This is a genomic window from Mesorhizobium shangrilense, assembly GCF_040537815.1.
Taxonomy (GTDB): Bacteria; Pseudomonadota; Alphaproteobacteria; order Rhizobiales; family Rhizobiaceae; genus Mesorhizobium; species Mesorhizobium shangrilense.
This window is the reverse complement of sequence record NZ_JBEWSZ010000002.1, coordinates 376,474-402,650: the sequence shown is the minus strand read 5'-3', so window position 1 is coordinate 402,650 and position 26,177 is coordinate 376,474. Positions and strand designations below refer to the sequence as shown.

Here is a 26,177-nt window from a genome sequence, read left to right as displayed (position 1 = left end):
AAAATGTCCGACGCGATTTCCTGTGGCAGCCGGTTGATGCAGCTCTTGCGAGCCTATGGCGTGGATACTGTCTTCGGCATGCCCGGCGTGCACACGCTGGAGGCCTATCGCGGCATGAATGCCGCCGGCATCCGCCACATCGGCGTACGCCATGAGCAGGGCGCCGGCTTCATGGCCGATGGCTATGCCCGCATGTCCGGCCGCCCCGGCGTCTGCCTGCTGATCTCGGGACCGGGCGTCACCAATGCCGCCACCCCGCTCGGCCAGGCCTATTCGGACAGCGTGCCGGTGCTGCTGATTTCGAGCGTCGCCGCCAACAAGGACCTCGGCATGGGGCGCGGACGCCTGCATGAAATCACCGATCAGTCTCAGGTGACCGCGCCGCTGACGGCGTTCTCCGCGATCGCCTCTGATCCCGAGCAGGTGCGCGAACTGGTGGCGCGCGCCTTCGCCGTATTCGAGACCGGACGCCCGCGACCCGTGCACATTTCCATTCCGCTCGACGTGTTCAAGGCAATGGACGACAAGCCGGTGACGCGGCGTAGCGCACGCGGCCGGCCCGCGCCTGTCGCCGAGGATGCGGCAGAGGCCGCGAAGCTGCTCGCGTCGGCGAAACGGCCGGTGATCATCGCCGGCGGTGGCAGCCTCGGCGCCAGCGATCGGTTGCGCAAGCTGGCGGAGATGGTCGGCGCCGCTGTCGTGCCGACCATCGCCGGCAAGGGCGCGATCCCGGATTCGCATCCGCTTGCCCTGGAAGCCACGCTCGACCGGCCGGCCACCCAGGCTCTGATCGCCTCCGCCGATGTCGTGCTTTGCATCGGCACCGAACTGGCGGAGCCCGACATCTGGCTGGACGGTCCCCTGCCGATGACCGGCAAGATCATCCGCATCGACATCGACGCGGCGGCTCTCGCTCGCGACTATGACGCGACGGTGGCGCTGCACGCCGATTCGAGCGAAGCGATCGACATGATCCTGTCCGCCCTGCCCCAGGTCACCGCGGGTGGCTTCAGCGGTTCGAACGAAATCGCCAGTGTCCGGGCAACCGAGCGGGCCGCACTGACCCCGCTGGAACGCAAGCACGTCAAGGTATTGGACGCGCTTCGCCGCGCTCTGCCCGCCGATGGCGTCGTCTACACCGACATGACGCAGCTCGCCTACACCGGCTATGCCTTCTTCCCCACCGAAAGGCCAAAGCAATGGTTCTTCCCGGCAGGCTACGGCACACTGGGCTATGCCTTGCCGGCGGCGATCGGTGGACAGATCGCTGCGCCGGACCGGCCGGTGATGGCGATCGTCGGTGACGGCGGCTTCCAGTTCACGCTGCAGGAGCTCGGCACCGCGGTCGAGCAGAAGCTGCCGCTGGTCGTACTGCTCTGGAACAATGACAGCCTCGCTCAGATCCGCGACGGCATGATCGCCCGCGACATCCCCACCATCGGCGTCAACCAGCACAATCCGGATTTCATCAAACTCGCCGAGGCCTATGGCTGTCTCACCGCCAGCCCGCAAAGCACCGGCGAACTGGAAGCCGCGCTGCGCGACGGCTTCTCCGCACAGAGGCCGACCGTTGTCGTGCTGCGCGAGGACGCCGCCTTCCTGCGCCAGGACTGAGCGCCAGATGGGACGTTACAGGTCATTGGGGGCGGCCTGGCCGCCCTAAGATACCAGGTGGTCTCGGCCAGGTTACTGCGCGTCGCGTTGAACGGATTCACGCGGCGCGCTTCTGCGCGCCATGCACCGGGCGTCGCTTCTGCACGCGTTCTAGCCCCTCGACAGCTTGAACCTTTTGCTGCGCCTGAGCATCGGCCTCGAATCCGAAGATGAGCTTGCAGCCGACCTCGACAGGTTCCTTGCCGAATTGAGCCGGCGTGTTGCGGAAGCCGCCCCGGAGTGGAACCAAGCGGAAAGCTCGGTTCTCCAGCCCTGAAGGCCACCGAAGCGTGATGGGCTGCATTGCGTTCTGCAATCGCTCGCTGGATAGTCTTGGCCATGTGGCAGACCCTGGCGACTCACTGGCCTCAGATTCTCGCGATCATCTCGGTGGTGATGGCGACGGTCGGCATCGCGCATGCCGCCATGACCAAGGAGGACGTGCGCTCAGCCACCGGATGGGTCGGCGTCATGCTCTTGTCGCCCATCATCGGCGTGCTGGTCTATGCGGTGGCGGGCATCAATCGCATTCGTCGCGCGTCGATCAGCGCGCAGCGGCTGCTTCCAGGCAGCGCGACGGCGGCGGACGCGCTTCGCACCGAGGCCGCCGAAAACCTGGTCGTCGAGCAATATGGCCCGCGCTTCACCGGCCTGAAGATACTGGGCGACAGGGTGGCGCGGCGTGCCCTGACTCCGGGAAACGCAATTGCGGTGTTGAAGACGGGAGACGAGGCCTATTCGGCGATGTGCGCGGCGATTGGCGGCGCGCGGCGCAGCATCCTGCTTGAAACCTACATCTTCGACAATGACGCCATCGGTCTGCTTTTCGTCGAGGCGCTCGCCGAAGCCGTGCGGCGCGGCGTCAGCGTGCGCGTGCTGATCGATGCTGTCGGGGCCCGGTACTCCGTCCCCAGCATTATCGGCCATCTGCGCGACGCCAATGTCACTGCCGCCCTCTTCAACGGCAACATCGTGATGGGACTGCGCCTGCCTTATGCCAACCTGAGAACGCACCGGAAAATCCTGGTGGTCGACGGCGCGGTCGCCTTTACCGGCGGGATGAACATCCGCAAGGCGTTCTCCGCCGAGCTTGTCGGCACCGCCGTTGCCCACGATACGCATTTTCACGTCACCGGGCCGATCGTGGCCGACCTGTTTTCGATCGCAGCCGAGGACTGGCGCTTCGCCACCAAAGAAGCTCTCAAGGGCGACGAGTGGCTGGTGGCTCCACTTTCGCCAGCCCCCGGACTGCCGATGATGTCGCGGGCAATTGCCTCCGGTCCTGATGGCAGCATCGAAACAAACCACAAATTGCTGATCGGCGCCTTCTCGGTCGCCCGCAAATCGATCCGCATCATGTCGCCCTATTTCCTGCCCGACCGAGAGCTGATCAGCGCCTTGACGACAGCGGCCAGGCGCGGCGTCGAGATCGATGTCGTGGTTCCGGCGGTGAACAATCTCTTCCTCGTCGATCGTGCGATGACCGCGCAATTCGACCAGATCCTGAAGAATTATTGCCGCATCTGGCGCGCGAATGGCGCCTTCGATCATTCGAAGCTGCTGTCGATCGATGGCGTATGGACCTATGTCGGTTCTTCCAACCTCGACGCCCGATCGCTGCGGCTGAACTTTGAGATCGACCTGGAGGTTCTCGATGCCGGCTTTGCCGCGGAGATTGAAAGCCGGATCGGATCGGCCATGGCGTCCGCCACACCGGTAACCCTCGAGACCTTGAGGGCTCGGCCGTTCGTCATCCGCCTGCTCGACAAGCTGCTATGGCTTGGCTCGCCCTATCTCTAGCTCTTTTACGAGCCTCGCCCGGTCAAGACATGGAACATTCACCGACAGCGCCTATTTCAGTAATAGCCAGGTCAAATCCTGAACGCAGCGAGGACGAACAGCAGGGACATGCAGAGAACTGGACGTAGCCTCCCGGCAAGCATGCTTCTCTCCATTCGCGACAGGAGGATGCAAAAGGCAAACGCCAGCTCGCCCAAGCGGACGGGCACGACCGGAACGCTGGTTGCCTCCTACAATGTCCACAAATGCATTGGCCTCGACAGGAGGTTCGATCCAGAGCGGACCAGCCGCGTCATCCGCGAAATCGACCCGGATGTCATAGCGTTGCAGGAAGCGGACAACCGCTTCGGCGATCGCGACGGGCTTCTCGACCTGTCTCGGCTGGAATCCGACACTGGCCTGGTGCCGGTGCCGATCTCGGCCAATGGCAAGGGGCACGGCTGGCACGGCAATGTCCTGCTGTTCAAGAAGGGCGTCGTTCGCGACGTTCATCAGATCAAGCTTCCGGGACTGGAGCCGCGCGGCGCGGTGGTGGCGGAAATCGACCTGGACGGAAACCGGACCCTGCGCGTCATCGCTGCTCATCTCGGATTGCTGCGCCGCTCCCGCTCCCGGCAGGCCGGCGTGGTGCTGGACATCATGAACAGCCCCGACGAGACGCCGACATTGCTGCTCGGCGATCTCAACGAGTGGCGGCTCGGAAACCGCTCCTCACTGAACACGCTGCACACGACATTTGGTCCGCTGCCGCCGGCCGTCCCCACCTTCCCGTCGAACCTGCCGCTGCTGGCGCTCGATCGCATCATGGCCAATCGGCACGGAATGATCTCGGCCGTGGAAGCACATGACACGCCGCTTTCACGGGTTGCCTCCGACCACTTGCCGCTGACCGCCTTCGTTCGCCTTTAGAGCAACAAGGGCGGGCGTTCTCCGCCGCCGGCGCCGAATGGTCTCGGCGGGCACCCAGCGATCGCAGGACCTGGCGGATTTTATTCAAATCCAACTGTGGATATTGGCGCTTCGTTTCCATCGGCGCGGCACTGTGTATTAGCGCGGGATCACGGAGGAAACGATGAAAAGCGAATTCTCGGCCGCTCGCGTCCATCTTGAGCGCGCCTACGACGCACTTCGCGGTGATGACGAGACCAGCAGCAAGACGCGGGAGGCGCTCGATCTGCTGATCGAAGCCGTGGCGGCCGCTGAATACAGCCGCCCTTCGGCGACGGTGATCGACTTGCCAATCAGGGCGAAAAACCCCTCACCGCCTCAGATACCACAAAAAAGCCCCGCCGGTTTGAGCCCGCGGGGCACTTTAGGTGGGATAAGAGAAGATCGCGAAGGGAAGCGATCTGGTAGATGAACGCTGTCGCCCCGACAAAGTTCCATGCCGGAAAATCCTCCGATACCGGCCTGGATCGCCCAGCACCTCGCCCAACGCTCCGTCAAGTGTGCCAACGCCTGCGCCGCATTTAAGCCAAGAATCGGTCGGACTCCATGAAGGCACCGGTTCTTATCGCTGCAAAATGCACGATTCCCGTGTGCAGGGCCGGAGCAAAAACGGATTTGGTGAGGCCCCCATGAAAAAGATCTTTCTCGCATCTGCAATTCTCGCTTTGGTTGGCGCGAGCAATCAGGCGCAGGCAATCGGCTGCCTGACAGGCGGCGCCGCCGGTGCCGTGGCCGGTCACTACGCCGGCCATCACGCGGTGCTGGGTGCGGTCGGCGGATGCGTCGCCGGCCATCATCTTCACAAGAAGCAGGTGGCGGCGGCCAAGCTGAAGAAGCAGCAGCAGATGCAAAAGCCAGCCGCAACGCCGCAACAACCCGCCACGACGGCGCAATAAGTTCGGTATCCTGCCTGGCCATGGCCTCCCTGTTGAGGAAGCCACGGCCGGTTTCCGACGCCTGCACGACAAACCATGGCACTCCCTATGGTTGCCTGATACAATCATAGGGTGTGGAACGGCGCGCCTGGGCAGCGGTTGAACCTGTCCAACTGTTAATTCGACTTGGTTCGATTTCGGCCATATGGGTTGGCGAAGGGACCGAAGATCGTTGCCATGGACCAGACTGTGGAGTTGCCCAAGGAGAAAGGCGCAGTGCGGCAGCGCTCGCGCGGCGGCTGGATTGGCTGGGTCATATTCCTTCTGATCATCGCGGCCACCGGTGCCTATCTGTATCAGCGCCCCGTGGTCACCCCTCCCCAGACAGGCAACAGAAGAAATGCACAGCCGATGTCGGTCGGCACGGCAACGGTCGAGAAGGGCACCATCAACGTCACCGTCGATGCGCTCGGCACGGTCACCTCGCTTGCCACCGTCACGGTCAAGTCGCAGATCAGCGGACCACTCATCCAGGTGAACTTCAAGGAAGGCCTGGACGTCAAGAAAGGCGAACTGCTCGCGCTGATCGATCCTCGCCCCTATCAGGCCGCACTTGCCCAGGCACAGGCCCAGCTGGATCGCGACCAGGCGCTTCTCAAGGGCGCGCAGGTCGATCTCGCGCGCTACCAGGGGCTGGCGACCCAGAACGCCGTGCCGCGCCAGACGCTGGACACGCAGGTCGCCCTCGTCGCCCAGGACGAAGCCACGGTCTCGATCGACAAGGCACTGATCCAGGCCGCCACCGTCAATCTCGGCTATTGCCGCATCCTGGCGCCGATCGATGGGCGGGCCGGCCTGCGGCAAATCGATGAGGGCAATTATGTAACGCCGGGCGACGCCAATGGCATCGTCGTCATCACCCAGATCCAGCCGATCAGCGTGATCTTCACCGTGCCGGAAGATCAACTTCAGGCGATCGCGCAGCGCATGCAACAGGGCGCCACGCTGCCCACCACAGCGATGGACAAGACCGGCAAGAACAAGCTCGCCGATGGCCAGTTGGAGACATTCGACAGCCAGATCGACTCCAGCACCGGCACCATCAAGCTGCGGGCGGCCTTCACCAACGAAACGCGCAATCTTTTCCCCAACCAGTTCGTCAACATCGAGCTTCTGGTCGACCAGCACAAGGACGTGGCGATCGCGCCGACCGCCGCCGTGCAGCGCGGCGTGCCCGGCACCTTCGTGTATCTTGTGGACGCCGACAACACCGTCTCGGTGCGCAAGATCACCCTTGGCGTGACCAATGGCGAGCGTATCGAGGTGCTGTCGGGCCTGATTCCTGGCGACCGCGTCGTGGTTGACGGCGCCGACAAGCTCCGCGACGGCGCCAAGATCAACCTGCAGCAGGACGGCCAGCCGGCGACATCGGCGCAGCCAGCCGCGCAAGCGCAAACACCGGCGCAAACGCCAGGACAGACGCAGACGCCAGCACAGACACCGCAGGCGCAGGCACCACCAGCGGGACAGCAGCCGACGGACGATCCGAACCCGGGCGATGCGACCAAGCACAAAGGCCAGGGCCGCAAGCATCGCCATTCGGAGACCGGGCAGCAGCAATGAGCCCGTCGAGAGCCTTCATTCTCAGGCCCGTGGCGACATCGCTTTTCATGGTAGCAATCATGCTGTCCGGCATGCTGGCCTACCGCTATCTGCCGGTGTCGGCCCTTCCGGAAGTCGATTATCCGACCATCCAGGTGCAGACCTTCTATCCGGGCGCGAGCCCGGACGTGATGACCTCCTCGGTTACGGCACCTCTGGAGGTCCAGCTCGGACAGATCGCCAACCTCAACCAGATGAACTCGGTGAGCTCCGCCGGCTCCTCCGTCATCACGCTGCAATTCAGCCTGGCGATCTCGCTCGATGTCGCCGAGCAGGAAGTCCAGGCCGCCATCAACGCCGCCGGCAACCTGCTGCCGGCCGATCTGCCGGCGCCGCCGATCTACGCCAAGGTCAATCCCGCCGATGCGCCGGTGCTGGCGCTTGGCCTGACCTCGGCCACCATGCCGCTGCGCGATGTCCAGCAGCTTGCCGACACGCGGCTGGCGCAGAAGATCTCCCAACTGGCCGGCGTCGGCCTGGTCAGCCTCAGCGGAGGCCAGCGTCCGGCCGTGCGCGTCCAGGCCGATCCGCGCAAGCTCGCCGCCTACGGCCTCAACCTCGACGATTTGCGCACGACGCTGGGCAGCGCCAACGTCAACACGCCCAAGGGCAATTTCGACGGCCCGTCGCGAGCCTACACGATCAACGCCAACGACCAGCTGAAGAGCGCGGACGAATACCGGTCGTTGATCATCGCCTACAAGAACGGCGCACCGGTGCGGCTGAGCGACGTCGCCTCGATCATCGACGGCACCCAGAACAACAAGCTGGCGGCCTGGATGAACACCACGCCAGCCATCATCGTCAACATCCAGCGCGAGCCCGGCGCCAACGTCATCGAGGTCGTCGACCGCATCAAATCCCTGCTGCCGCAACTGCAGGCATCGCTGCCAAGCTCCGTCGACGTGGCGGTGCTGACCGACCGCACCACCACCATCCGCGCGTCGGTGCGCGACGTCGAATACGAGCTGACGCTGGCGATCATGCTGGTCGTGCTGGTCATCTTCGTCTTCCTGCGCAGCGCGCGCGCCACGCTGATCCCGAGCCTGTCGGTGCCGCTGTCGCTGGTCGGCACGCTGGGCGTCATGTACCTGTTCGGCTTCAGTCTCGACAATCTCTCGCTGATGGCGCTGACCATCGCGACAGGCTTCGTCGTCGACGACGCCATCGTCGTGATCGAAAACATCGCCCGTTACATCGAGGAAGGCGATACGCCGCTGGAGGCGGCGCTGAAGGGGTCCGAACAGATCGGCTTCACCATCATATCGCTGACCGTGTCGCTGATCGCGGTGCTGATCCCGCTGCTGTTCATGGGCGATGTCGTCGGCCGGCTGTTCCGCGAGTTCTCCATAACGCTCGCCGCCACCATCCTGATCTCGGCCGTGGTGTCGCTGACGCTGGTGCCGATGGCCTGCGCCAAATTGCTCAAGCCCCTGGCCGCGGTGCACGAGAACGCCCTCCAGCGCGGCAGCCGCCAATTTTTCGACTGGGTGATCCGCGGCTACGGCCATGCGCTGACCTGGGTGCTCGACCGGCAGACGTTGATGCTGGTGGTGGCGGCCGCCACCCTGGTCCTGACGGTGGTGCTCTACGTGGTGATCCCCAAGGGGTTCTTCCCGGTGCAGGACACCGGCGTCATCCAGGCCATCACCGAGGCGCCGCAGTCGGTCTCCTACGCCTCCATGGCCGAGCGGCAGCAAAAGCTGGCCGCCATTATTCTCAAGGACCCCGATGTCGACAGCCTGTCATCCTTCATCGGCGTCGACGGAACCAACAACACGCTCAATGTCGGCCGCATCCTGATCAACCTCAAGCCGCATGAAGAGCGTAGCGCCGACATCACGCAGGTGATCGAGCGGCTGAAGGAGGCCACGGCCTCGACTGTCGGCGTCAGCCTCTATCTGCAACCGGTGCAGGACCTGACCATCGACGGCACGGTCAGCCGCACGCAGTATCAATTCGTCCTCCAGGACGCCAATTCCGACGAACTGTCGCAATGGACGCCGAAGCTGCTGGCCAAGCTGAACACGCTGCCGCAACTCGCCGACGTCGCCAGCGACTTGTCGGACGCCGGCCTTGCGGTCTTCGTCGACATCGACCGTGACCAGGCCGCGCGCTTCGGCATCACGCCGGCGACGATCGACAACGCCCTCTACGACGCCTTCGGCCAGCGCATCGTCTCGACCATCTTCACCACGTCCACCCAATACCGGGTCATTCTCGAGGCGGACCCATCGTTGCAGGATTCGCTGCGCGCCCTGTCCTCGGTCTACTTGCCCTCCTCGACGGGCGGCGCCCCCGTGCCGCTTGCCGTGGTCGCGAAAACGCGTGTCGACACGGCGCCGCTCCAGATCACGCATATGGGGCAGTTCCCCGCCACCACCTTTTCGTTCAACCTCGCGCCCGGTGCGTCGCTCGGCGGCGCGGTCACCGCGATCCAGCAGGCGCAGAACGACATCGGCATGCCGATCAGCGTGATCACCACCTTCCAGGGCGCCGCGCGCGCCTTCCAGGCTTCGCTCAGCAACACGTTGTTCCTGATCCTGGCGGCGGTGGTGACCGTCTACATCGTGCTGGGCGTGCTCTATGAGAGCTTCATCCACCCCATCACGATCCTGTCGACGCTGCCTTCGGCCGGCATCGGCGCCTTGCTGGCGCTGATGATCGCCGGCGAGGACCTGACCATTATCTCGATCATCGGCATCATCCTCTTGATCGGCGTGGTCAAGAAGAACGCGATCATGATGATCGACTTCGCGCTCGACGCACAGCGCAACGAAGGCAAGGCGCCGCGCGACGCCATCTACCAGGCCTGCCTGCTGCGTTTCCGCCCGATCCTGATGACGACACTGGCGGCGATGCTCGGCGCGCTGCCGCTGATGCTCGGCACCGGCGTCGGCTCGGAACTCCGCCATCCGCTCGGCGTCACCATCGTCGGCGGCCTGCTGCTCAGCCAGTTGCTGACCCTGTTCACGACGCCGGTGATCTATCTCTGGTTCGATCGTCTTGCCGCCCGCTTCCAGGGCATCGAGCCCGATCTTTCCGAGGCGGACGCCACGCCATGAACCTGTCGGCTCCCTTCATCCGGCGGCCCGTAGCGACAATCCTGCTGACCTTCGGCCTGTTCGCGGCCGGGATGGTGGCATACCCGCAACTGCCGGTAGCGCCGCTCCCCGAGGTCGACTACCCGGTGATCTCGGTGCAGGCGTCGCTGCCGGGCGCCAGTCCGCAGGTCGTGGCCAACACGGTGGCGAGCCCGCTCGAACGGCATCTGGGCGAAATCGCCGATGTCAACGAGATGACCTCGTCCTCGAGCGTCGGCAGCGCGCGCATCACCTTGCAGTTCGGCCTCGACCGCGACATCGACGGCGCGGCGCGGGACGTGCAGGCGGCGATCAACGCCGCGCGCGCCGACCTGCCGACCAGCCTGCGTTCCAATCCCACCTATCGCAAGGTCAACCCCGCCGACGCCCCGATCCTCATCCTGACGCTGACCTCCGACACGCTGTCGAAAGGCCAGCTCTACGACGCCGCCAGCACGGTGCTGGCGCAGAAGCTCGCCCAGGTCGACGGCATCGGCGAAGTGTCCGTCGGCGGCAGTTCGCTGCCCGCGGTGCGCGTCGAACTGACCCCGCAGGCGCTCTACAATTATGGCATCGGCCTGGAAGACGTGCGCGCGGCACTTGCCTCCGCCAACGCCCACAGCCCCAAGGGCGCCATCGATGTCGGCCCTCAGCGCTACCAGATCTATGCCAACGACCAGGCGACCCAGGCCGCGGACTACCGCTCCCTGATCGTTGCCTATCGCAATGGCGCGCCGGTGCGGCTCTCCGACGTCGGACAGGTCAACGATTCCGTCGAGAATATCCGCAATGCCGGCCTCGCCAACGGCAAGCCGGGGGTTCTCATCATCCTCAACCGGTCGCCCAACGCCAACATCATCGCGACGGTGGACCGCGTGAAGGCGCTTCTGCCGTCGCTGCGGGCCTCGATCTCGCCGGCCATCGACCTGTCACTGGCCGTCGACCGCTCGACGACCATCCGAGCCTCGCTGCTGGAGGTCGGGCAGACCCTCATGATCGCCATCGGCCTGGTGATCCTGGTCGTCTTCGCCTTCCTGCGCGATGTGCGCTCGGCACTGGTGCCGATCGTGGCGGTGCCGGTATCTCTGGTCGGCACGCTGGCCGTCATGTACCTGCTCGGCTTCAGCATCGACAATTTGTCGTTGATGGCGCTGACCGTCGCCACCGGCTTCGTCGTCGACGACGCCATCGTCGTGCTGGAGAACATCTCGCGCTACACCTCCGCCGGCATGAGCCGCATGCAGGCGGCGATCAAGGGGGCGCAGGAGGTCGGCTTCACCGTCCTGTCGATGAGCCTGTCGCTCATCGCCGTCTTCATTCCGATCCTGCTCATGGGCGGCATCATCGGCCGGCTGTTTCGCGAATTCGCCGTCACTCTGTCGGCCGCGATCCTGGTTTCGCTGGCCATCTCGCTGACCACGACGCCAATGATGTGTTCGCTGCTGCTGCGCGGCGAGCAGGGCCGCAAGCATGGCCGGCTCTATCGCTTCAGCGAGCGCGTCTTCGACGGCATGCTGAACTTCTATCGCCGCACGCTCTCCTGGGCGCTGGACCATCCCTTGCTGATCATGGCGGTGCTTGCGGCGACGCTCTGCCTCAACGGATATCTCTACGTCACCATTCCCAAGGGCTTCTTCCCGCAGCAGGATACCGGACGGTTGACCGGCTCGATCCAGGCCGACCAGGCGACCTCCTTCCAGCTCATGTCGCAGAAGCTCAGCCAGTTCTCCGCGATCGTCAGCAAGGACCCGGCCGTCGACGCCGCGGTCGGTTTCACCGGCGGCGGCCAGACCAATTCCGGTTTCATGTTCGTGTCGCTCAAGCCGCTGTCAGAGCGCAAGATCTCGGCAGACCAGGTGATCGGCCGGCTGCGGCGCCAGCTGGCGGTGGTGCCTGGCGCCACCCTTTTCCTGCAGGCGGTACAGGACATCCGCGTCGGCGGACGGCAGTCGAATGCCCAGTACCAGTACACCATGCAGGGCGACAGTTTCGAGGAACTCGCGCAATGGGCGCCAAAGCTCGCGGCGGCGCTGCAAACGGAACCGAAGCTCACCGACGTCAACAGCGACCAGCAGAACAAGGGGCTTGAAGCGGATGTCGTGATCGACCGCGATACGGCCGCGCGCCTCGGCATTACGGTGAGCCAGATCGACAACACGCTCTACGACGCCTTCGGCCAGCGCCAGGTCTCGACCATCTATGTGGCGCGCAACCAGTACCACGTCATCATGGAGGTGGCGCCGCAATACTGGCAGAACCCCGAGGTGCTGAAGCAGGTCTATGTCAGCACATCGGGCGGATCGGTCGGCGGATCGCAGTCGAGCAACGCGGTGGCCGGTACCTTCGTCTCGCGGGGACAATCCAACAGCGCCGCCTCGATCGCGGGCGACGCCGCGCGCAACCAGGCCACCAACTCCATAACCAGCACCGGCAAGTCCGCCGCCTCGACGGGCTCGGCCGTGAGCACCAGCACCGAGACGATGGTGCCGCTGGCGACCGTCGCGAGCTATGGCCCCGGCAGCACTCCGCTTGCGGTCAACCACCAGGGCCTGTTCGTGGCCACGACGCTCTCGTTCAACCTGGCGCCCGGCGTTGCGCTCAGCGATGGGGTGGCGGCAATCAATGCGGCCGCCGACCGTATCGGCATGCCCACCACCATCCATGGCACTTTCCAGGGCACGGCCAAGGTGTTCCAGGACTCGCTGTCCGACCAGCCCTTGCTCATTCTCGCCGCGCTCATCGCCGTCTATGTCGTGCTCGGCATCCTCTATGAAAGCTACGCGCATCCCCTGACCATTCTCTCCACCTTGCCTTCGGCCGGGGTCGGCGCGCTGCTGGCCCTGTCGGTGTTCAACATCGAGTTCTCCATCATGGCGCTGATCGGCGTCATCCTGCTCATCGGCATCGTCAAGAAGAACGCGATCATGATGATCGACTTCGCGCTGGCCGCGGAGCGCAACGAGAAAATGTCAGCGCATGACGCCATCTACCAGGCGTGCCTGCTGCGCTTCCGCCCGATCATGATGACGACCATGGCGGCACTGTTCGGCGCCGTGCCGCTCGCCATCGGCCTTGGCGAAGGCAGCGAACTGCGCCAACCCCTAGGGATAGCCATCGTCGGCGGCTTGATCCTGAGCCAGGTTCTGACCCTCTATACGACTCCGGTCATCTACATCTATGTCGACCGATTCGGGAACTGGGGCCGGCGGCTGCGTTCACGGTCATGGCGTCCGCGGCAGCCAACTGCGCAACCGGGAGAGTGAGATGAGCCTGAGACGCTGGCAAGTCCGCATTGGCTCCCGGCTCAGTCGGTTGACGCTTGTCGGTCTGATCGGGCTTGGCCTGTCGGGTTGCGTTCTCAACACTGAACATCCCGACGCCGCATTGGAGGTTCCGGCGGCTTACGGCAATGGCCCGCGCCATCCCGATGCCGCCGTTCCGTCACTGGACTGGTGGCGCGGCTTCCGCTCCGAGGAACTGACCGGCCTGGTCGAGCAGGCTCAGGCCTCCAATCTGGACATCGCCGTGGCCGTGGCGCAGATCATCCAGGCCGACGCCCAGGCCGGCGTCGCCGGCGCGCCGTTGCTGCCGAGCCTGTCGGCCGGCGCGTCGGCCGAACGGTTGCGCCAGCAGGGAAACAACAGCAACCAGTTCAATCTCGGCCTCACGGCGAGCTACATGCTCGATTTCTGGGGCAAGAACCGCGCAACGCTCTACGCGGCCGAGAAGAACGCGCTGGCCAGCCGTTACAACCGCGAGGTCGTCGCCCTCAGCACAACCGTCGCGGTCGCCAACACCTATTTCCAGATCCTGGCCGCCCAGGACCAGATCAAGGTGGAGCGCGACAATCTTGCCGCCTCGACACGCATCCTCAATCTTATCCAGAAGCAGCTCACCGGCGGCACGGCCACACAGCTCGATGTTTCGCAGCAGGCGGCACTGGTCGCGACCGTGCGGGCCTCGATCCCGCCGCTGGAGGTCACGCGCCGGCAGAACATCGCGGCGATCGCCGTGCTGGTGGCGCGCGCGCCAGCCAACTTCAACGTGCGTGGCCAGAGCCTGTCGCGCATATCCATACCGCGCGTGACCCCCGGCCTGCCCTCGGAACTTCTGGTCCAGCGGCCCGATATCCGCCAGGCCGAGGCGCAGCTTGCCGCGTCCAACTTCAGTGTCGAGTCCGCACGCGCGGCCTTCCTGCCGCAGATCCAGCTGACCGGCACGACGGGTTTCCAGAGTGCCGCGCTCTCCTCACTGTTCGGTCCCGGCGCCTGGTACTACACGCTTGCCGCCAGCCTGGCGCAGCCGATCCTTGACGGCAACCTGCTGAAGAGCGAGCTCAAGCAGGCGAGCGGCGTGCAGTTGCAAGACCTGCAGGCCTATCGCAAGGCGGTGCTCTCGGCCTTCGCGGATGTGGAGATGGCGCTGGTTGCGCTCGAACAGACCACGATCCAGATGCGGCTGCAAAACGACGTCGTGACCAACGCCCGCAAGGCTTTCCAGGTGGCCGAGGCGCAATTGAACGGCGGCACGGTCAACCTGGTCACCGTCCTGCAGACGGAACAGACGCTTTTCTCCGCCGAATCCTCATTGGTGCAAGTTCGCCTGAACCGCGCGCTTGCGGCGACCAGTCTCTTCCAGGCTCTGGGCGGCGGCTGGAACAAGCCTGAACCCGTGCTTGCCGCCGCGACGCAGTAAAGCGGCGCGGCTCTTGGCTGTCGGCCTGGAGAGAGCCTCGATCAAAGCCGTGGGGGCATGGCGATGATCGCGGCAATGCGCCAGGCCATTGGCCGGCGCTCCCGGCTATCACGACCGGTCAGGAAGACAGCAGCTCCGATCCGGCTGCCTGGCCGATGGCCACCATGCGGCTGGCAGACCCGGTCGACTGACTATTATTGGGAGGGGTTTTCCAAGCTATGGCAACCAGTTAGCAAGCCGCGCTATCAACCTGTCGCCCCCGGGCTGGGCCTATTCTCAGCATTTTGGCACGTCTGGACACACGTGCTGAAGGCTGGAAAATTGGGACCAAGACTCCGCTGTTGGGATTGAATCGGAACGCCACAGGATAATGCTGAATTTGGAAGACATTGCCGGCCATCCGGCGTTGCATCGCTACGTTCAGGAGCAGTCGCTGGCGCTGATCCGAATCTATGAAGACAGCCCCCGGCTGGCCTCTATTTTTGCCACGCAACAGCGTTGGTTGATGGGTCATATCGGCCTTGCCATGCATTTCAGACGCGATCCGAGCGACCGTCGCAAGGAGCTTACGGTATCGCGTTTCATCGAGGTCGTGCATCGCCACGCGGTGGCCAGCCGCAATACGGCTGACGCCTTCATCAAGGAGATGCTGCGCTACAACATTGCCGAGTACGCGGCAGGCGGGGATGGCCGGACGCACCCATTGCAGCCGACGGCTGCTACTATCCAGACATTCACGGGCTGGGTTCTGGCCCATCTGCGGACGCTGGATCATATCGATGGTGGCAACCGGCTGGCCAGGTTCCTGGAACAGCCCGACATGCTGGCCAGACTGCAGCCGCTGGTGGCTGACGGCCTGCTTGCTTCAAAGCCGGTACGCGAACCCAACCAGACCTTTTCCCTGTTCATCTGGCTCAACAATGGCGGCATCGTCATGGATTGGCTGATGTCGGGCATTGATCCAGGCCATGCCAGCCTGGAGCGGATTCCGACCAGCGTGGTTTCGATCGGAGAGTTCGCCAGATGGCTCAAGCTCTCGCGAACCCACCTTGGCCGCAAGCTGCGCACCGCCGAGGATCTCGGCAGCGTTGGCTGGCTTGGCGAACGCGGCCATTCGGTGATGTGGCTGTCGCGCCAGTTCTATGAAGAATACATGACCGTGCAGGCCGCCAAACTGGCAATTGTCGATAGTGCGTTCGCGGCCTGTTTTCCGCCGTCACAGCGCAATTGAGAAACGCCGCGCAAAGGGACCAATCCAGAAAGAGGCACAGAACAGTCTAGGCTATGAGTGACTTCGGAACAAAGAGCCAAGCGGTTCTGAATTCACCGAGACGATGAGTCGCTTTTGTAAATTCCTCCCGACTGCATACACTCACCCACTATTGGCGACCGACGTCTGGACACAGGCGCAGAAGGCTGAAAATGTGATTCTGCGTCTTCGCAGCATTGAAGCTGACAGCAGCGGGGAAGAATGACGCTGACCTTGGAAGATATTGCCGCCCACCCGGCATTGCATCGCGGTGTGCGGGCGCAGGCGCAGGCGATGAACCAGCTCTATCGGACAAATCCGCGGCTTTCCTCGGTATTCGCGACCCAGCAACGATGGCTGATGGCCCATATTGGTCTTGCCCTGCATTTCAGGCGGGAGCCCGACGACTATCGCAAAGAGCTCACGATGGCGCGTTTCATCGACGTGATCCGGCAGAATTCCGTGGCCAGCCGCAACACAGCCGACGCCTTCGTCAAGGAGATGCTGCACTACAACTTCATTGAGCTGCTGCCCTCGACCCAGGACGGCCGTATCCGTCCCCTGCAGCCGGTGGCGGCCTCGCTGGAAGTGGTGGCCGGCTGGGTCCTTGCGCATCTGCGAACGCTGGACAGTCTTGATGGCGCGAACCGGATGGCCACCTTCCTCGCCCGCCCCGACGGACTTGCCCGATTGCAGCCGCTGGTGGCCGACGGCCTGCTGTCTTCAAATCCGGTGCGCGAGCCCAAACGGACTTTCTCGCTGTTCACCTGGCTGAACAATGGCGGCGTCGTCATGGATTGGCTGATATCGGGCGTCGATCCCGACAATGCCGGCCTCAGCCAGATTCCAACCGGCGTGCTCTCGATCGGAGACTTCGCAAACTGGCTCAAACTCTCGCGAACCCACCTGACGCGCAAATTGCGCGCCGCTGAAGAGCTCGGCAGCATCGGCTGGCTCGGTCAACGCTGCAATTCGGTGATGTGGGTGTCCAGCGATTTCTACCAGGAATACATGGCCGCCCAGGCCGTGAAGCTGGCCATCATCGATGCGGCCTTCTCGGCCAGTTTTCCAAAAGGCGATTGAGCGGAGAACAGACCAGGGCGGCCATGCAGCCGCCCCGGCATTGTCGTCTCCTCACTCGATGTCGAACGAAACACCCTGGGCGAGCGGCAGCGCCTTGGAGTAGTTCACCGTGTTGGTGGCGCGGCGCATATAGGCCTTCCAGGCGTCGGAACCTGATTCACGGCCACCACCCGTCTCCTTCTCGCCACCGAACGCACCGCCGATCTCGGCGCCCGACGTGCCGATATTGACATTGGCGATGCCGCAATCCGATCCGTCGACACCAAGGAACCGCTCGGATTCCTGCAGGTCGCGCGTGAAGATCGAGGAGGAAAGACCGGCCCCCACCGCATTGTGCTCGTCGAGCACCGCGTCGAAGTCGGAATACTTCATCACATAGAGGATCGGCGCAAAGGTCTCTTCCGTCACCGGCGATACCTGTTTGGGCATCTCGACCAGGGCCGGATGCACATAATAGGCATCGGGATGGCCGTTCTCGACCCGCGTGCCGCCGGTCACCTTGCCGCCATGGGCGGTGGCTTCGGTGAGCGCCTTCTGCATGGCATCGAACGCCGCCTTGTCGATCAGCGGGCCGACCAGCGACGTGGTCTCCAGCGGATTGCCGACCGAGACGCTCTGATACGCCTTCTTCAGGCGCGGCACGAGCTGGTCGTAGACGCTGTCATGGACGAACAGGCGCCGCAGCGTCGTGCAGCGCTGTCCCGCGGTGCCCATGGCGCCGAAGGCAATGGCGCGCAGCGCCATGTCGAGATCGGCGGAGGGCGCCACGATGCCGGCATTGTTGCCGCCAAGCTCCAGCACCGCACGGGCAAAGCGCTTGGCCAGGCGCGGGCCGACATCCCTGCCCATGCGCGTCGAGCCGGTGGCCGACACCAGCGGCACCTTTGGATGATCGACCAGGATCTCGCCGACGGCACGGTCGCCGATCAGCACTGAAAGCAGGCCTTCTGGCGCGTCAGTGCCAAAACGCTTGACCGCGCGCGCAAAGATGGCCTCGCAGGCGAGTGCGGTGAGCGGCGTCTTCTCCGACGGCTTCCACACCACGGCATCGCCACAGACCAGGGCGAGTGCCGTATTCCACGACCACACAGCGACCGGGAAATTGAAGGCGGAGATGACGCCGACAACGCCAAGCGGATGCCAGGTTTCCATCATGCGATGGCCCGGACGTTCGGTGGCGATGGTGAGGCCGTAGAGCTGGCGCGACAGACCAACCGCGAAATCGCAGATGTCGATCATTTCCTGCACTTCGCCCAGACCTTCGGACGGTATCTTGCCGACCTCGATCGACACCAGGCGGCCGAGCTCGGCCTTGTGGGCGCGCAGTTCCTCGCCCAGCAGCCGCACCAGTTCGCCGCGCTTGGGACCAGGCACCAGCCGCCATGTCTGGAACGCCTTGTGGGCGCCATCGATCGCCTTGGCCGCATCGGCCGGCGAGATCGTCTTCAGCGCCGCGATCTTTTCGCCCGTCACCGGGCTCCGCACGATCAGGTCGCCACCCGTAAGCACGCCACCGGCAACACCAAGCTTGCCCAGAAGCTCTGCCGTTTCCTTCGCTATCGTCATGTTCATCCCTTTCATATCCCGCCGTTTATAATTGTATGTCGCCCAAAAGTGCCCAGCGGTTTTGGGACAACGACATGCATAAACAAAAGCACCTCGGCCAAAGCCTTCCGCCATGCCTTCACAATGCCCATGGGCATGCGAGGCGCGTTGATGGATTGGCATTACTCGTTTGGTGGAAAAATCGCCACCCCGGCATGGTCCAAGGTTGGACGGCAGGATTGAGCCAGGTGGGGTTCAGTGCGCCTTCTGGATTGTGCCGATCGCGACACCTTCCTTCATCAGCCGGTCGATATGCATGCGGATATGGGCGGCCTCGGCGGCGGTGTTGGCAAGCGCGATGGCGCGGTCGAAGGCGATGCGCGCCTCCTCGCCCCGGCCAAGCTGCATCAGCAAGCCGCCCTTGAGACCGAAGAAGTGGAAATAGCCGGACAGCCGCTGCTCCAGCGGCTCGATCATGGCGAGCGCCGCCTCCGCCCCGCGCACCTTGGAGACCGCGACCGCGCGGTTGAGGGTGATCACCGGCGACGGCTGCATCTGCTCGAGCAGACTGTAGAGCAGGTCTATCTCCACCCAGTCGGTATCCTCGGCCTTTTCGGCCCGCGCATGCAGCGCCGCGATCGCCGCCTGCACCTGATAGGGGCCGGGCTTGCGGTGACGCAATGCCTTGTCGACCAGCGCCAGGCCCTCGTCGATCATCTTGCGGCTCCACAGCCTGCGATCCTGGTCTTCGAGCAGCACGATCTCGCCGTTCTCGTCAAAGCGGGCCGGGGCGCGCGCGTGCTGGAGAAGCAGCAGCGCCGTCAGCCCCATGATCTCGGCCTCGGTCTGGAACAGCCGCAGCAGCAAACGGGCCAGCCTTATCGCTTCCTCGCACAGCGGCGCACGGGCCGGCGCTTCGCCGCTGTTGGTCGAATAGCCCTCGTTGAAGATCAGGTAGACCATGGCGGCCACGGCAGCGAGGCGTTCCGAGCGCTCGACCGCGCCTGGCGTCTCGAACGGCATGCCGGCGTCCGCGATGCGCGCCTTGGCACGGGTGATGCGTTGCTCCATGGCGCTTTCACCGACCAGGAAGGCGCGCGCGATCTGCTTGACCGTGAGGCCGGAGACGATGCGCAGCGCAACCGCGATCTGCTGCGTCGCCGGCAGGTCCGGATGGCAGCAGATGAACAGCAGCCGCAATATGTCGTCGCGGTAATGCGCACCATCCAGCCGTTCGGCGATATCGCTTTCGGCATCTTCGAGGTCGGAGATCTGATCCTCTTCCGGCAGCGGCGCCTGCTTGGCACGTTTGCGCACCGCATCGATGCCGCTGTTGCGGCCGACAAAGATCAGCCAGGCGGCCGGATCGCGCGGCGGTCCGTTCTGCGGCCAGTTCTTCAGCGCCCTGAGACAGGCATCCTGGAACGCTTCCTCGGCCGCATCGAGATCACGAAAATAACGCAGCAGCGCGCCCATCGCCTGCGGGCGCGCCGTGCTGATCGCCGTGCTGATCCAGGCGAGTTCGGTCATGTAGGAACCCTGGCGGGATTGAAGATGGAAACCGGCCGGATCTCATAGGAGCCGCCGCTCGGATTGACCTCGGACAGTTCGCGCGCGAATTCGACGGCCTCGTCGAGATCGGCGCATTCGAGCGTGTAGAAGCCGAGAAACTGTTCCTTGGTCTCGGCAAACGGCCCGTCGATGACCACCGATTCGCCCTTGACCTTCCGCAGCGTTGTCGCCGCCGTCGTCGGCAGCAGTCGCGCCACCGGACCAAGCCGTCCCGCTTGAGCGTATTTTTCCTGGACGTTGAGGAGATTGGCCATCACCTCGTCGTCCTGTTCCTTGCTCCAGGAGCAGACGACGTCTTCGGAGGCGTAGCAGAGGATGGCGTAGAGCATGGTCAGTCCTTTTCTCGATCAAAGGACGAAACAGTAGGACCGATCCCGACATGGCGTCGATAAAAAAATCCTCCAGTTGCGAGGCATCCGGGCGCGATCTGAACTTCGGTCAGCCCTCCCGGGCCCTGAGCCATCTCAGAGCCAGCGCTTCCTCATCGTCGAGACCATCTATCGACCGCTTGTGCTTGTTTGCATCCGTCATCTCGTCAAGCAATCGCCCCTCCGTCCAAGCCTCGAAGACCTGCGGATGGATATAGCATTTGCGGCAGACGGCGCGTGTGTTGCCAAGCCGTTCGGCAACCTTGTCGATGGTGCTGTTCATCACTCTTTTCTGTTGCCCCCGACTGTCGGGCAGGTCCGTCCGCGCAAACAGGGACGCGGCATGGATGGTGCCGCCCCAGGTGCGGAAATGCTTGGAACTGAAGTCCGGGCCGGCGGCGTCCCGGATGTAGCGGTTGACATCATCCGACCGCACCGGATGCCGGTGTCCGTCTTCGTCCAGATATTGGAACAGCGTCTGGCCCGGCAGATCCTGGGCGTCGCGCACGATCCGGGCGATGCGGCGATCGGCCAGTTTCAGTTTCCATTCCTTGCCGGACTTGCCCTTGAAGGCGAAGCGCAGGCTTGAGCCCACGATATTGACATGGCGGTCGCGCAGCGTGGTCAGCCCGAAACTCTTATTGTCGCGGGCGTAGGCTGCGTTGCCGACCCGGATCATCGTGTTGTCGAGCAGCCAGACGATTGCCGCGACGACCCTTTCGAACGGCAAGCCATGGCGGCGCAGATCGGCATCGATCCGGCGCCGCAATTCGGGCAGGCTTTCGGCAAAGGCGACCAGGCTCGAATATTTGGCGCCATCGCGCACATCAGCCCATTGCGGATGATAGCGATATTGCTTGCGCCCGCGCTGATCCCTGCCGGTGGCCTGAATATGACCGTCGGCATCGGGCGAGATCCAGACATCCGTCCAGGCCGGCGGGATGACGATCGCCCTGATGCGATCGACAGTGCTTTTGCCAACGGTCCGACCGTCGGGAGACTTGTACGTGAAGCCTTTTCCGGCACGCAAGCGGCGAATGCCGGGTTCGGTATCGCTGACATAGGCCAGCGAGGCCCGGTGGGCGGAGGCTTGCGCCCTGTTCTTCGGTGCGGCATCTCCGGCAAGCTGTGGCCCGGACGTGTCGAGCATCTGTCCTCCACGAGAATTTCCCATGGATAAGCTGCTTGCCGCCCGCTGGTTCCCTCGCCTCGCGAAACCGCGTCAAGAACCATCTTGTGATGTGCGGTAGACTACAGAGCGCTCTGCAGGTGCACTTTCGGCATGGAGAACCGGCGGCGTGCCGCGAGCTTGAATTGATAACGCAGGCAGCGCCAAGCTTCCGATCTCGCTTTCGGCGCGGCCGCGGCAACAGCCAGGAAGCGGGCCGCGGTCTCCAGATCGCCGCGCGCGTAATGGACGCGGGCAATCTTCAGGGCAACCAGCCCTTCCCTTGTCTTGAGCGCCGATTTCGGAATCCCGCAATCGGTCAGCGTGCGCAGCTCCCGGCGCCAGTCCAGGAAGCGTCGTACCGCCTTGATGGTGAAACGATTGTCGGACCGCTCCGGCGAAACCTCATAGATCATCACGGGTTGCGAGATCATGGCAAGGGACGCCTTGCTCATCAACCGCGCCCAGAAAAGCGTGTCTTCATCATAGGCCAGTCCGACCGGGAATCTCGTCTCGCCAATGGCTATTCGGGACGCCAGCACGCTGCCCACGGCGACCGACCGGATATCGCCTCTCACATAGGCCGAAGCGTTTGCGAGACAGGCGGTCGTGTAACCGCCGGGCACCTTGATCTGCCGATCCTGGCCATTCACCCGCCGCCGGAAGCCGCCGACGATCATCTGCGCCTTTGGCTGGGCTTCCGACCGAAGCAGCAGGGATCGAAGGCCGCCCTCGATATGCAGGTCATCCGCGTCGATCATGTATATCCATGGACACCGCGCTTCCGCCAAGCCGAGATTGCGGGCTGCGCCCGCATCACGACAACTGGCCGGAAGCACGCGCAACGGAAGTCCCAATTGCGAGGCCGCATCCTCCGCAACCGCCGCCGTCCCGTCCGACGAGGCATCATCGACCAGCAATATCTCGCCGATGATTTTCATTTCTGCGCGAAGAGACGCCAGCGTTCCCGCTATGGTTGCCGCTGCATCATGGGCAGGGATAACGATGCTGACTGCTTTCAATATGACGAACTCCACATGTTCGTGTCATATACATGCGCTAGCAGTTGTGACCCCCATGCCAATACAGGATAGCCGCCCCGCTCGATTTTGGGAAGCGATCTCTATGCCGCTTACGATCTCTGTGCCGCCAAGGGCGCTAGCGCGTCAAGCCTTTTCGAGTACGACCGGGATCACGTCCACCGCCTGCTCGCCAACCTGTCCGCCCGTGGTTTTCAGAACGCCGACGATCGGCGCCACATCGGAATAGTCGCGGCCGTAGCCGACGGTGATATGGTCGTTGCTGGCCCGCATGCCGTTGGTCGGATCGAATTCCTGCCACCCTGCATCGCGGCCGCACCAGACCTTCACCCAGGCGTGCATCGCGTCGGCGCCTTCCAGACGAGGTTTTCCCTTGGGGGGGATGGTGCGCAGGAAGCCGCTGACATAGCCGGCCGGAATGCCTAGCCCGCGCAAACCGGCGATCATGATGTGCGAGAAATCCTGGCATACGCCGCGTTTCAGCCTGAAGGCATCGCTGGCTTTGGTTCGAACCGTGGTTGCATCGCCATCATAGGTGAAATCGTGGTGGATGCGGTTGCACAGATCGATCGCCGTGCCCACGGCGGACCCCATGGCGCTGTCCTGCGCATAGGCGGTGATCGCGGCGTCGATGCTCGAATGCGGGCTCGCGGACAGAAAATGGTGCGGCGAAGCCGGTGACAGCGACCGCACCGCGCCGAGTTCCTGCCGGAGCCGGGCAATGTCGGGTGACACGTCGAGCCCCGGTTCCGGCCGCGACACGGACACGCGCGCGCTCATCCTGATGTCGAGTTCATCATGCGCATCGCGAAAGGCGATCGAGGTGACATTGTTGCCGAAGAAGTCGGAAAAATCCGAACGTTCGTTGGGCGCCGGCACGAAAGACAGCGACGCGGCGATGACGCGCTGTATGCCAGCAATCGTCGATGGCAGCACGCGCACCTGGTGGCGGCCGCCGCCAGCCGCCGCGGCGTAGTCGTAATGAAGATGGAGCCTGATGTCATAGAGCATGCTGAACGCCGCCTTACCCGAAATAGGCTTTGGCGAGGCTGTTGTAGAGGCCGCCAATCTCATAGGCGAGATCATCCAGCGCCTTTGTCGTCATGTCCGCCGGCTCCTTGATGGCGATCTGGGTGTTGAGCTGCAGGATTTCCTTCGCCGCCGTCGACATGTGCCCTTCGCCGCCAACCGGCGGCAGCAGAGCGATTTCGGCCTTGAGCCTTTCCAGCTGGAACAGGATGGAGCGCGGATTGAGTGGATCGAGCGCCAGGAGATCGATCACCGTGCGCCGGCCGGCTTGCACGGGATACTGACGCCGATGGGTCATGACGCTATCCCCGATCTCCAGCATCATGTCGAGCGCGCCGTCCGGCGCCTTGGCGCTGGTCAGCCGGGCCAGCGTGCGGGCGATCTGGATACCGCGCTCCAACCGACGGCCGACCTCGAGGAAGCGCCAGCCCGCGAAGCGGTACATGTTCTCGTGCAGCAGGCCGGAAAACCCGGCAAGCTTGCGCAATATGATCGTCATCGCCCTGGTTGCGTCGTCGCCTGGCGCCACCGTTGTCGCGAACTGGTGAATCGTCTTCGACAGGTCCTTGAGCGCCAGCCAGCCGTCAGGTGAAAAACGGTCGCGGATCTGGCCCGCGCTGTAGACGGCGCTGTCAAGCGTGCCGATCAGCCCGGATGGGATAGCAGATTCAACGTCGATGCCGAACGGCTCGAGATAGTCTCTTACATCGACCAGCAGCGGCATGTTGGGATCGGAGGTCTCGGCCAGCCGCACATGATAGGCGCGCAGGATACGCACCGTGTCTTCCGAGCGTTCGATGTAGCGGCCGAGCCAGGTCAGGTTCTCCGCCGCCCGGCTGGGCAGGCTGCCCGGTCTGGTGCGCGTGAAACTGTCACCCTCTTGCGGCAGCAACGTTTCGCGCTCCACTGGTCCGTCGCTGACCACCCAGACATCCGCCGCCTGGCCACCACGCTGCATGGCGATGGCCGTCGGGTCGAGCGACAGGCCGACGCGGGCGAAACCGCCCGGCATCACCGTCCAGCCGTTCGGCGTCCGCGCCAGACAGACGCGCAAACTGGCCGGCCGTGGCTCCAGCCTGCCGCCGGCATAGACGGGCGTGGTCGAAAGCGTCACCGCTTCCTGGCCGACAAAGTCGCCGCCGCTGCGTTCGATCCTGGCGACGAGTTCGGCCCGTTCCTCGGACGACAACACAGAACCAAGCTTGGTCTGGTCGTCATCCTCGAAGGCCAGCCGCGTCGACAGCGCCGGGCCGATCACCATGCGGTCGAGATTGGCCAGCACGTGCTCGCGTTCCGTTTCCTGCCCGCACCACCAGGTCGCGACGCTCGGCAGCAGAAGTTCCTCGCCCCGCAAGGCGCGCGAAATCTTCGGCAGGAAGGCGAGCAGCGCCCGCGTCTCCATCAGGCCAGAGCCCAGCGCGTTGACGCAGGACACCGCGCCCTGGCGGATCGCCTCGACCAGCCCCGGCGTGCCGATCTGCGAATCAGGCCGCAGTTCAAGCGGATCGGCGAAGGCGGCATCGAGCCGCCGCCACAACACGCCGACCGGCATCAGCCCCGAGACGGTGCGCACCATCAGCTTGCCGCCTGAAACGGTCAGGTCCTCGCCTTCGAGCAGCATGATGCCGAGATAGCGGGCGATATAGGCATGTTCGTAATAGGTTTCGTTGAGCGGCCCCGGCGTCAGGATGGCGACGCGGCCGTCCGACTCCTTCGCCATGCCGATCAGTGCATCGCGAAAGCGGCGGAAGAAGCCGGCAAGCCGGTGCACATGCATCTCGCCATAGATGTCGGAGAGCGCGCGTGTGGTGGCGACGCGGTTTTCCAGCGCGAAGCCGGCGCCCGACGGCGCCTGCGTGCGATCGCCCAGCACCCACCACTGGCCGTTCGGGCCACGGCCAAGCTCGAAGGCGCAGAAATGCAGGAAGTGGCCGCTGGCCGGCATGGTGCCGACGACCGGCCGCAGATATTCTGGGCTGGCCGCGATCAGCCCGGCCGGCAGGATACCCTTTTCGATCAGCCGGTTCGGCCCGTATATGTCGGCGATGGTCTCTTCGAACAGCTCGGCGCGCTGGACGAGCCCGGCGCTGATCTCAGCCCATTCCTCTTCCCCGATGAGCACGGGAACATGCGCCAGCGGCCATTCCCGCTCATTGGCGCCGGCCTTGTCGTAGACACGGTAGTAGACGCCGGCATCGCGCAGATACTGGTCGGCACGGGCAAAGCGCTGGCCAAGCTTCTCCGGTCCCAGTCCCTCCAGCGCTTCGATGAAATGTTTCCAGACCGGCCGGGGATTGCCCAGGGCATCGACCATCTCGTCGACGACGCCGTCGATCGGCCGGTAGTGCTCCAGCAGATTGTGCGGCTTGCCGCGTGCCCTCTTGTGATTCCCCTTTGCCATCGTCGA

The 26,177-nt window shown here is 64.1% G+C and carries 19 protein-coding genes; 11 read left to right on the top strand and 8 right to left on the bottom strand.

Annotation, left to right across the window (positions count from 1 at the left end; genetic code table 11):
• The first annotated feature begins 3 nt into the window (after positions 1 to 3).
• Positions 4 to 1,614 (top strand): 5-guanidino-2-oxopentanoate decarboxylase, encoded by a 1,611-nt coding sequence (locus ABVQ20_RS26540; protein WP_354462622.1) that lies wholly within the window; start codon positions 4 to 6, stop codon positions 1,612 to 1,614.
• A gap of 97 nt (positions 1,615 to 1,711) precedes the next feature.
• Here ABVQ20_RS26540 and ABVQ20_RS26535 read toward each other — a convergent pair whose 3' ends face one another.
• Positions 1,712 to 1,957: a hypothetical protein gene (locus ABVQ20_RS26535; RefSeq protein WP_354462621.1), complete on the bottom strand. Its 246-nt coding sequence runs from the start codon at positions 1,955 to 1,957 to the stop codon at positions 1,712 to 1,714.
• 35 nt (positions 1,958 to 1,992) lie between these two features.
• Between ABVQ20_RS26535 and ABVQ20_RS26530 the strand changes: the two genes are divergently transcribed.
• The 10 genes from ABVQ20_RS26530 (at position 1,993) to ABVQ20_RS26485 (ending at position 17,048) form a co-directional block, all read left to right on the top strand.
• The gene (locus tag ABVQ20_RS26530) at positions 1,993 to 3,453 is read left to right on the top strand and encodes a phospholipase D-like domain-containing protein (RefSeq protein WP_354462620.1); all 1,461 of its coding nucleotides are present in this window, start codon (positions 1,993 to 1,995) and stop codon (positions 3,451 to 3,453) included.
• Positions 3,454 to 3,561: 108 nt separating this feature from the next.
• Positions 3,562 to 4,362: an endonuclease/exonuclease/phosphatase family protein gene (locus ABVQ20_RS26525; protein WP_354462619.1), complete on the top strand. Its 801-nt coding sequence runs from the start codon at positions 3,562 to 3,564 to the stop codon at positions 4,360 to 4,362.
• A 163-nt stretch (positions 4,363 to 4,525) separates the two neighbouring features.
• Positions 4,526 to 4,813 (top strand): hypothetical protein, encoded by a 288-nt coding sequence (locus ABVQ20_RS26520; RefSeq protein ID WP_354463172.1) that lies wholly within the window; start codon positions 4,526 to 4,528, stop codon positions 4,811 to 4,813.
• Between the two features lie 217 nt (positions 4,814 to 5,030).
• The gene (locus ABVQ20_RS26515) at positions 5,031 to 5,297 is read left to right on the top strand and encodes a hypothetical protein (RefSeq protein ID WP_354462618.1); all 267 of its coding nucleotides are present in this window, start codon (positions 5,031 to 5,033) and stop codon (positions 5,295 to 5,297) included.
• A 216-nt stretch (positions 5,298 to 5,513) separates the two neighbouring features.
• Complete coding sequence (locus ABVQ20_RS26510) at positions 5,514 to 6,899, top strand: efflux RND transporter periplasmic adaptor subunit (protein WP_354462617.1); 1,386 nt, start codon at positions 5,514 to 5,516, stop codon at positions 6,897 to 6,899.
• A complete protein-coding gene (locus tag ABVQ20_RS26505; RefSeq protein WP_354462616.1) occupies positions 6,896 to 10,003 on the top strand; it encodes an MdtB/MuxB family multidrug efflux RND transporter permease subunit in 3,108 nt (1,035 codons plus the stop codon). The genes ABVQ20_RS26510 and ABVQ20_RS26505 overlap by 4 nt, the downstream gene beginning before the upstream one ends.
• Positions 10,000 to 13,284: an efflux RND transporter permease subunit gene (locus ABVQ20_RS26500; protein ID WP_354462615.1), complete on the top strand. Its 3,285-nt coding sequence runs from the start codon at positions 10,000 to 10,002 to the stop codon at positions 13,282 to 13,284. Before ABVQ20_RS26505 ends, ABVQ20_RS26500 begins: the two co-directional genes overlap by 4 nt.
• 1 nt (position 13,285) lies before the next feature.
• On the top strand, positions 13,286 to 14,716 hold the full coding sequence (locus tag ABVQ20_RS26495; RefSeq protein ID WP_354462614.1) for an efflux transporter outer membrane subunit: 1,431 nt from the start codon (positions 13,286 to 13,288) through the stop codon (positions 14,714 to 14,716).
• A gap of 370 nt (positions 14,717 to 15,086) precedes the next feature.
• Positions 15,087 to 15,947 carry a hypothetical protein gene (locus tag ABVQ20_RS26490; protein ID WP_354462613.1) on the top strand — a complete coding sequence of 287 codons (861 nt, stop codon included), beginning with the start codon at positions 15,087 to 15,089 and terminating at the stop codon, positions 15,945 to 15,947.
• Positions 15,948 to 16,187: 240 nt separating this feature from the next.
• On the top strand, positions 16,188 to 17,048 hold the full coding sequence (locus ABVQ20_RS26485; RefSeq protein WP_354462612.1) for a hypothetical protein: 861 nt from the start codon (positions 16,188 to 16,190) through the stop codon (positions 17,046 to 17,048).
• 51 nt (positions 17,049 to 17,099) lie between these two features.
• Here ABVQ20_RS26485 and amaB read toward each other — a convergent pair whose 3' ends face one another.
• The 7 genes from amaB to ABVQ20_RS26450 form a co-directional block, all read right to left on the bottom strand.
• Positions 17,100 to 18,614, bottom strand: coding sequence for an L-piperidine-6-carboxylate dehydrogenase (amaB, locus tag ABVQ20_RS26480; protein WP_354463143.1), 1,515 nt, complete (start codon positions 18,612 to 18,614; stop codon positions 17,100 to 17,102).
• A 234-nt stretch (positions 18,615 to 18,848) separates the two neighbouring features.
• Entirely contained in the window at positions 18,849 to 20,123 is a 1,275-nt protein-coding gene (locus ABVQ20_RS26475) for an RNA polymerase sigma factor (protein WP_354462611.1), read from the bottom strand.
• On the bottom strand, positions 20,120 to 20,494 hold the full coding sequence (locus ABVQ20_RS26470; protein ID WP_354462610.1) for a YciI family protein: 375 nt from the start codon (positions 20,492 to 20,494) through the stop codon (positions 20,120 to 20,122). The genes ABVQ20_RS26475 and ABVQ20_RS26470 overlap by 4 nt, the downstream gene beginning before the upstream one ends.
• A gap of 109 nt (positions 20,495 to 20,603) precedes the next feature.
• Positions 20,604 to 21,683, bottom strand: a complete 1,080-nt coding sequence (locus ABVQ20_RS26465; RefSeq protein WP_354462609.1) for a DNA topoisomerase IB — start codon at positions 21,681 to 21,683, stop codon at positions 20,604 to 20,606.
• Positions 21,684 to 21,784: 101 nt separating this feature from the next.
• Positions 21,785 to 22,723, bottom strand: coding sequence for a glycosyltransferase family 2 protein (locus ABVQ20_RS26460; RefSeq protein ID WP_354462608.1), 939 nt, complete (start codon positions 22,721 to 22,723; stop codon positions 21,785 to 21,787).
• A 144-nt stretch (positions 22,724 to 22,867) separates the two neighbouring features.
• Entirely contained in the window at positions 22,868 to 23,752 is an 885-nt protein-coding gene (locus tag ABVQ20_RS26455; RefSeq protein WP_354462607.1) for a transglutaminase family protein, read from the bottom strand.
• 13 nt (positions 23,753 to 23,765) lie between these two features.
• Positions 23,766 to 26,171, bottom strand: a complete 2,406-nt coding sequence (locus ABVQ20_RS26450) for a circularly permuted type 2 ATP-grasp protein (RefSeq protein ID WP_354462606.1) — start codon at positions 26,169 to 26,171, stop codon at positions 23,766 to 23,768.
• Positions 26,172 to 26,177 lie beyond the last annotated feature (6 nt).

Excerpts from the sequence above, each read along its gene's own strand:
- ABVQ20_RS26450 (WP_354462606.1), bottom strand. The coding sequence starts at position 26,171 with ATGGCAAAGGGGAATCACAAGAGGGCACGCGGCAAGCCGCACAATCTG.
- amaB (WP_354463143.1), bottom strand. The coding sequence starts at position 18,614 with ATGACGATAGCGAAGGAAACGGCAGAGCTTCTGGGCAAGCTTGGTGTT.
- ABVQ20_RS26500 (WP_354462615.1), top strand. The coding sequence starts at position 10,000 with ATGAACCTGTCGGCTCCCTTCATCCGGCGGCCCGTAGCGACAATCCTG.
- ABVQ20_RS26515 (WP_354462618.1), top strand. The coding sequence starts at position 5,031 with ATGAAAAAGATCTTTCTCGCATCTGCAATTCTCGCTTTGGTTGGCGCG.
- ABVQ20_RS26485 (WP_354462612.1), top strand. The coding sequence starts at position 16,188 with ATGACGCTGACCTTGGAAGATATTGCCGCCCACCCGGCATTGCATCGC.
- ABVQ20_RS26535 (WP_354462621.1), bottom strand. The coding sequence starts at position 1,957 with ATGCAGCCCATCACGCTTCGGTGGCCTTCAGGGCTGGAGAACCGAGCT.
- ABVQ20_RS26530 (WP_354462620.1), top strand. The coding sequence starts at position 1,993 with ATGTGGCAGACCCTGGCGACTCACTGGCCTCAGATTCTCGCGATCATC.
- ABVQ20_RS26495 (WP_354462614.1), top strand. The coding sequence starts at position 13,286 with ATGAGCCTGAGACGCTGGCAAGTCCGCATTGGCTCCCGGCTCAGTCGG.
- ABVQ20_RS26465 (WP_354462609.1), bottom strand. The coding sequence starts at position 21,683 with ATGCTCGACACGTCCGGGCCACAGCTTGCCGGAGATGCCGCACCGAAG.
- ABVQ20_RS26525 (WP_354462619.1), top strand. The coding sequence starts at position 3,562 with ATGCAGAGAACTGGACGTAGCCTCCCGGCAAGCATGCTTCTCTCCATT.
- ABVQ20_RS26540 (WP_354462622.1), top strand. The coding sequence starts at position 4 with ATGTCCGACGCGATTTCCTGTGGCAGCCGGTTGATGCAGCTCTTGCGA.
- ABVQ20_RS26490 (WP_354462613.1), top strand. The coding sequence starts at position 15,087 with ATGCTGAATTTGGAAGACATTGCCGGCCATCCGGCGTTGCATCGCTAC.
- ABVQ20_RS26505 (WP_354462616.1), top strand. The coding sequence starts at position 6,896 with ATGAGCCCGTCGAGAGCCTTCATTCTCAGGCCCGTGGCGACATCGCTT.
- ABVQ20_RS26455 (WP_354462607.1), bottom strand. The coding sequence starts at position 23,752 with ATGCTCTATGACATCAGGCTCCATCTTCATTACGACTACGCCGCGGCG.
- ABVQ20_RS26470 (WP_354462610.1), bottom strand. The coding sequence starts at position 20,494 with ATGCTCTACGCCATCCTCTGCTACGCCTCCGAAGACGTCGTCTGCTCC.
- ABVQ20_RS26475 (WP_354462611.1), bottom strand. The coding sequence starts at position 20,123 with ATGACCGAACTCGCCTGGATCAGCACGGCGATCAGCACGGCGCGCCCG.
- ABVQ20_RS26510 (WP_354462617.1), top strand. The coding sequence starts at position 5,514 with ATGGACCAGACTGTGGAGTTGCCCAAGGAGAAAGGCGCAGTGCGGCAG.
- ABVQ20_RS26520 (WP_354463172.1), top strand. The coding sequence starts at position 4,526 with ATGAAAAGCGAATTCTCGGCCGCTCGCGTCCATCTTGAGCGCGCCTAC.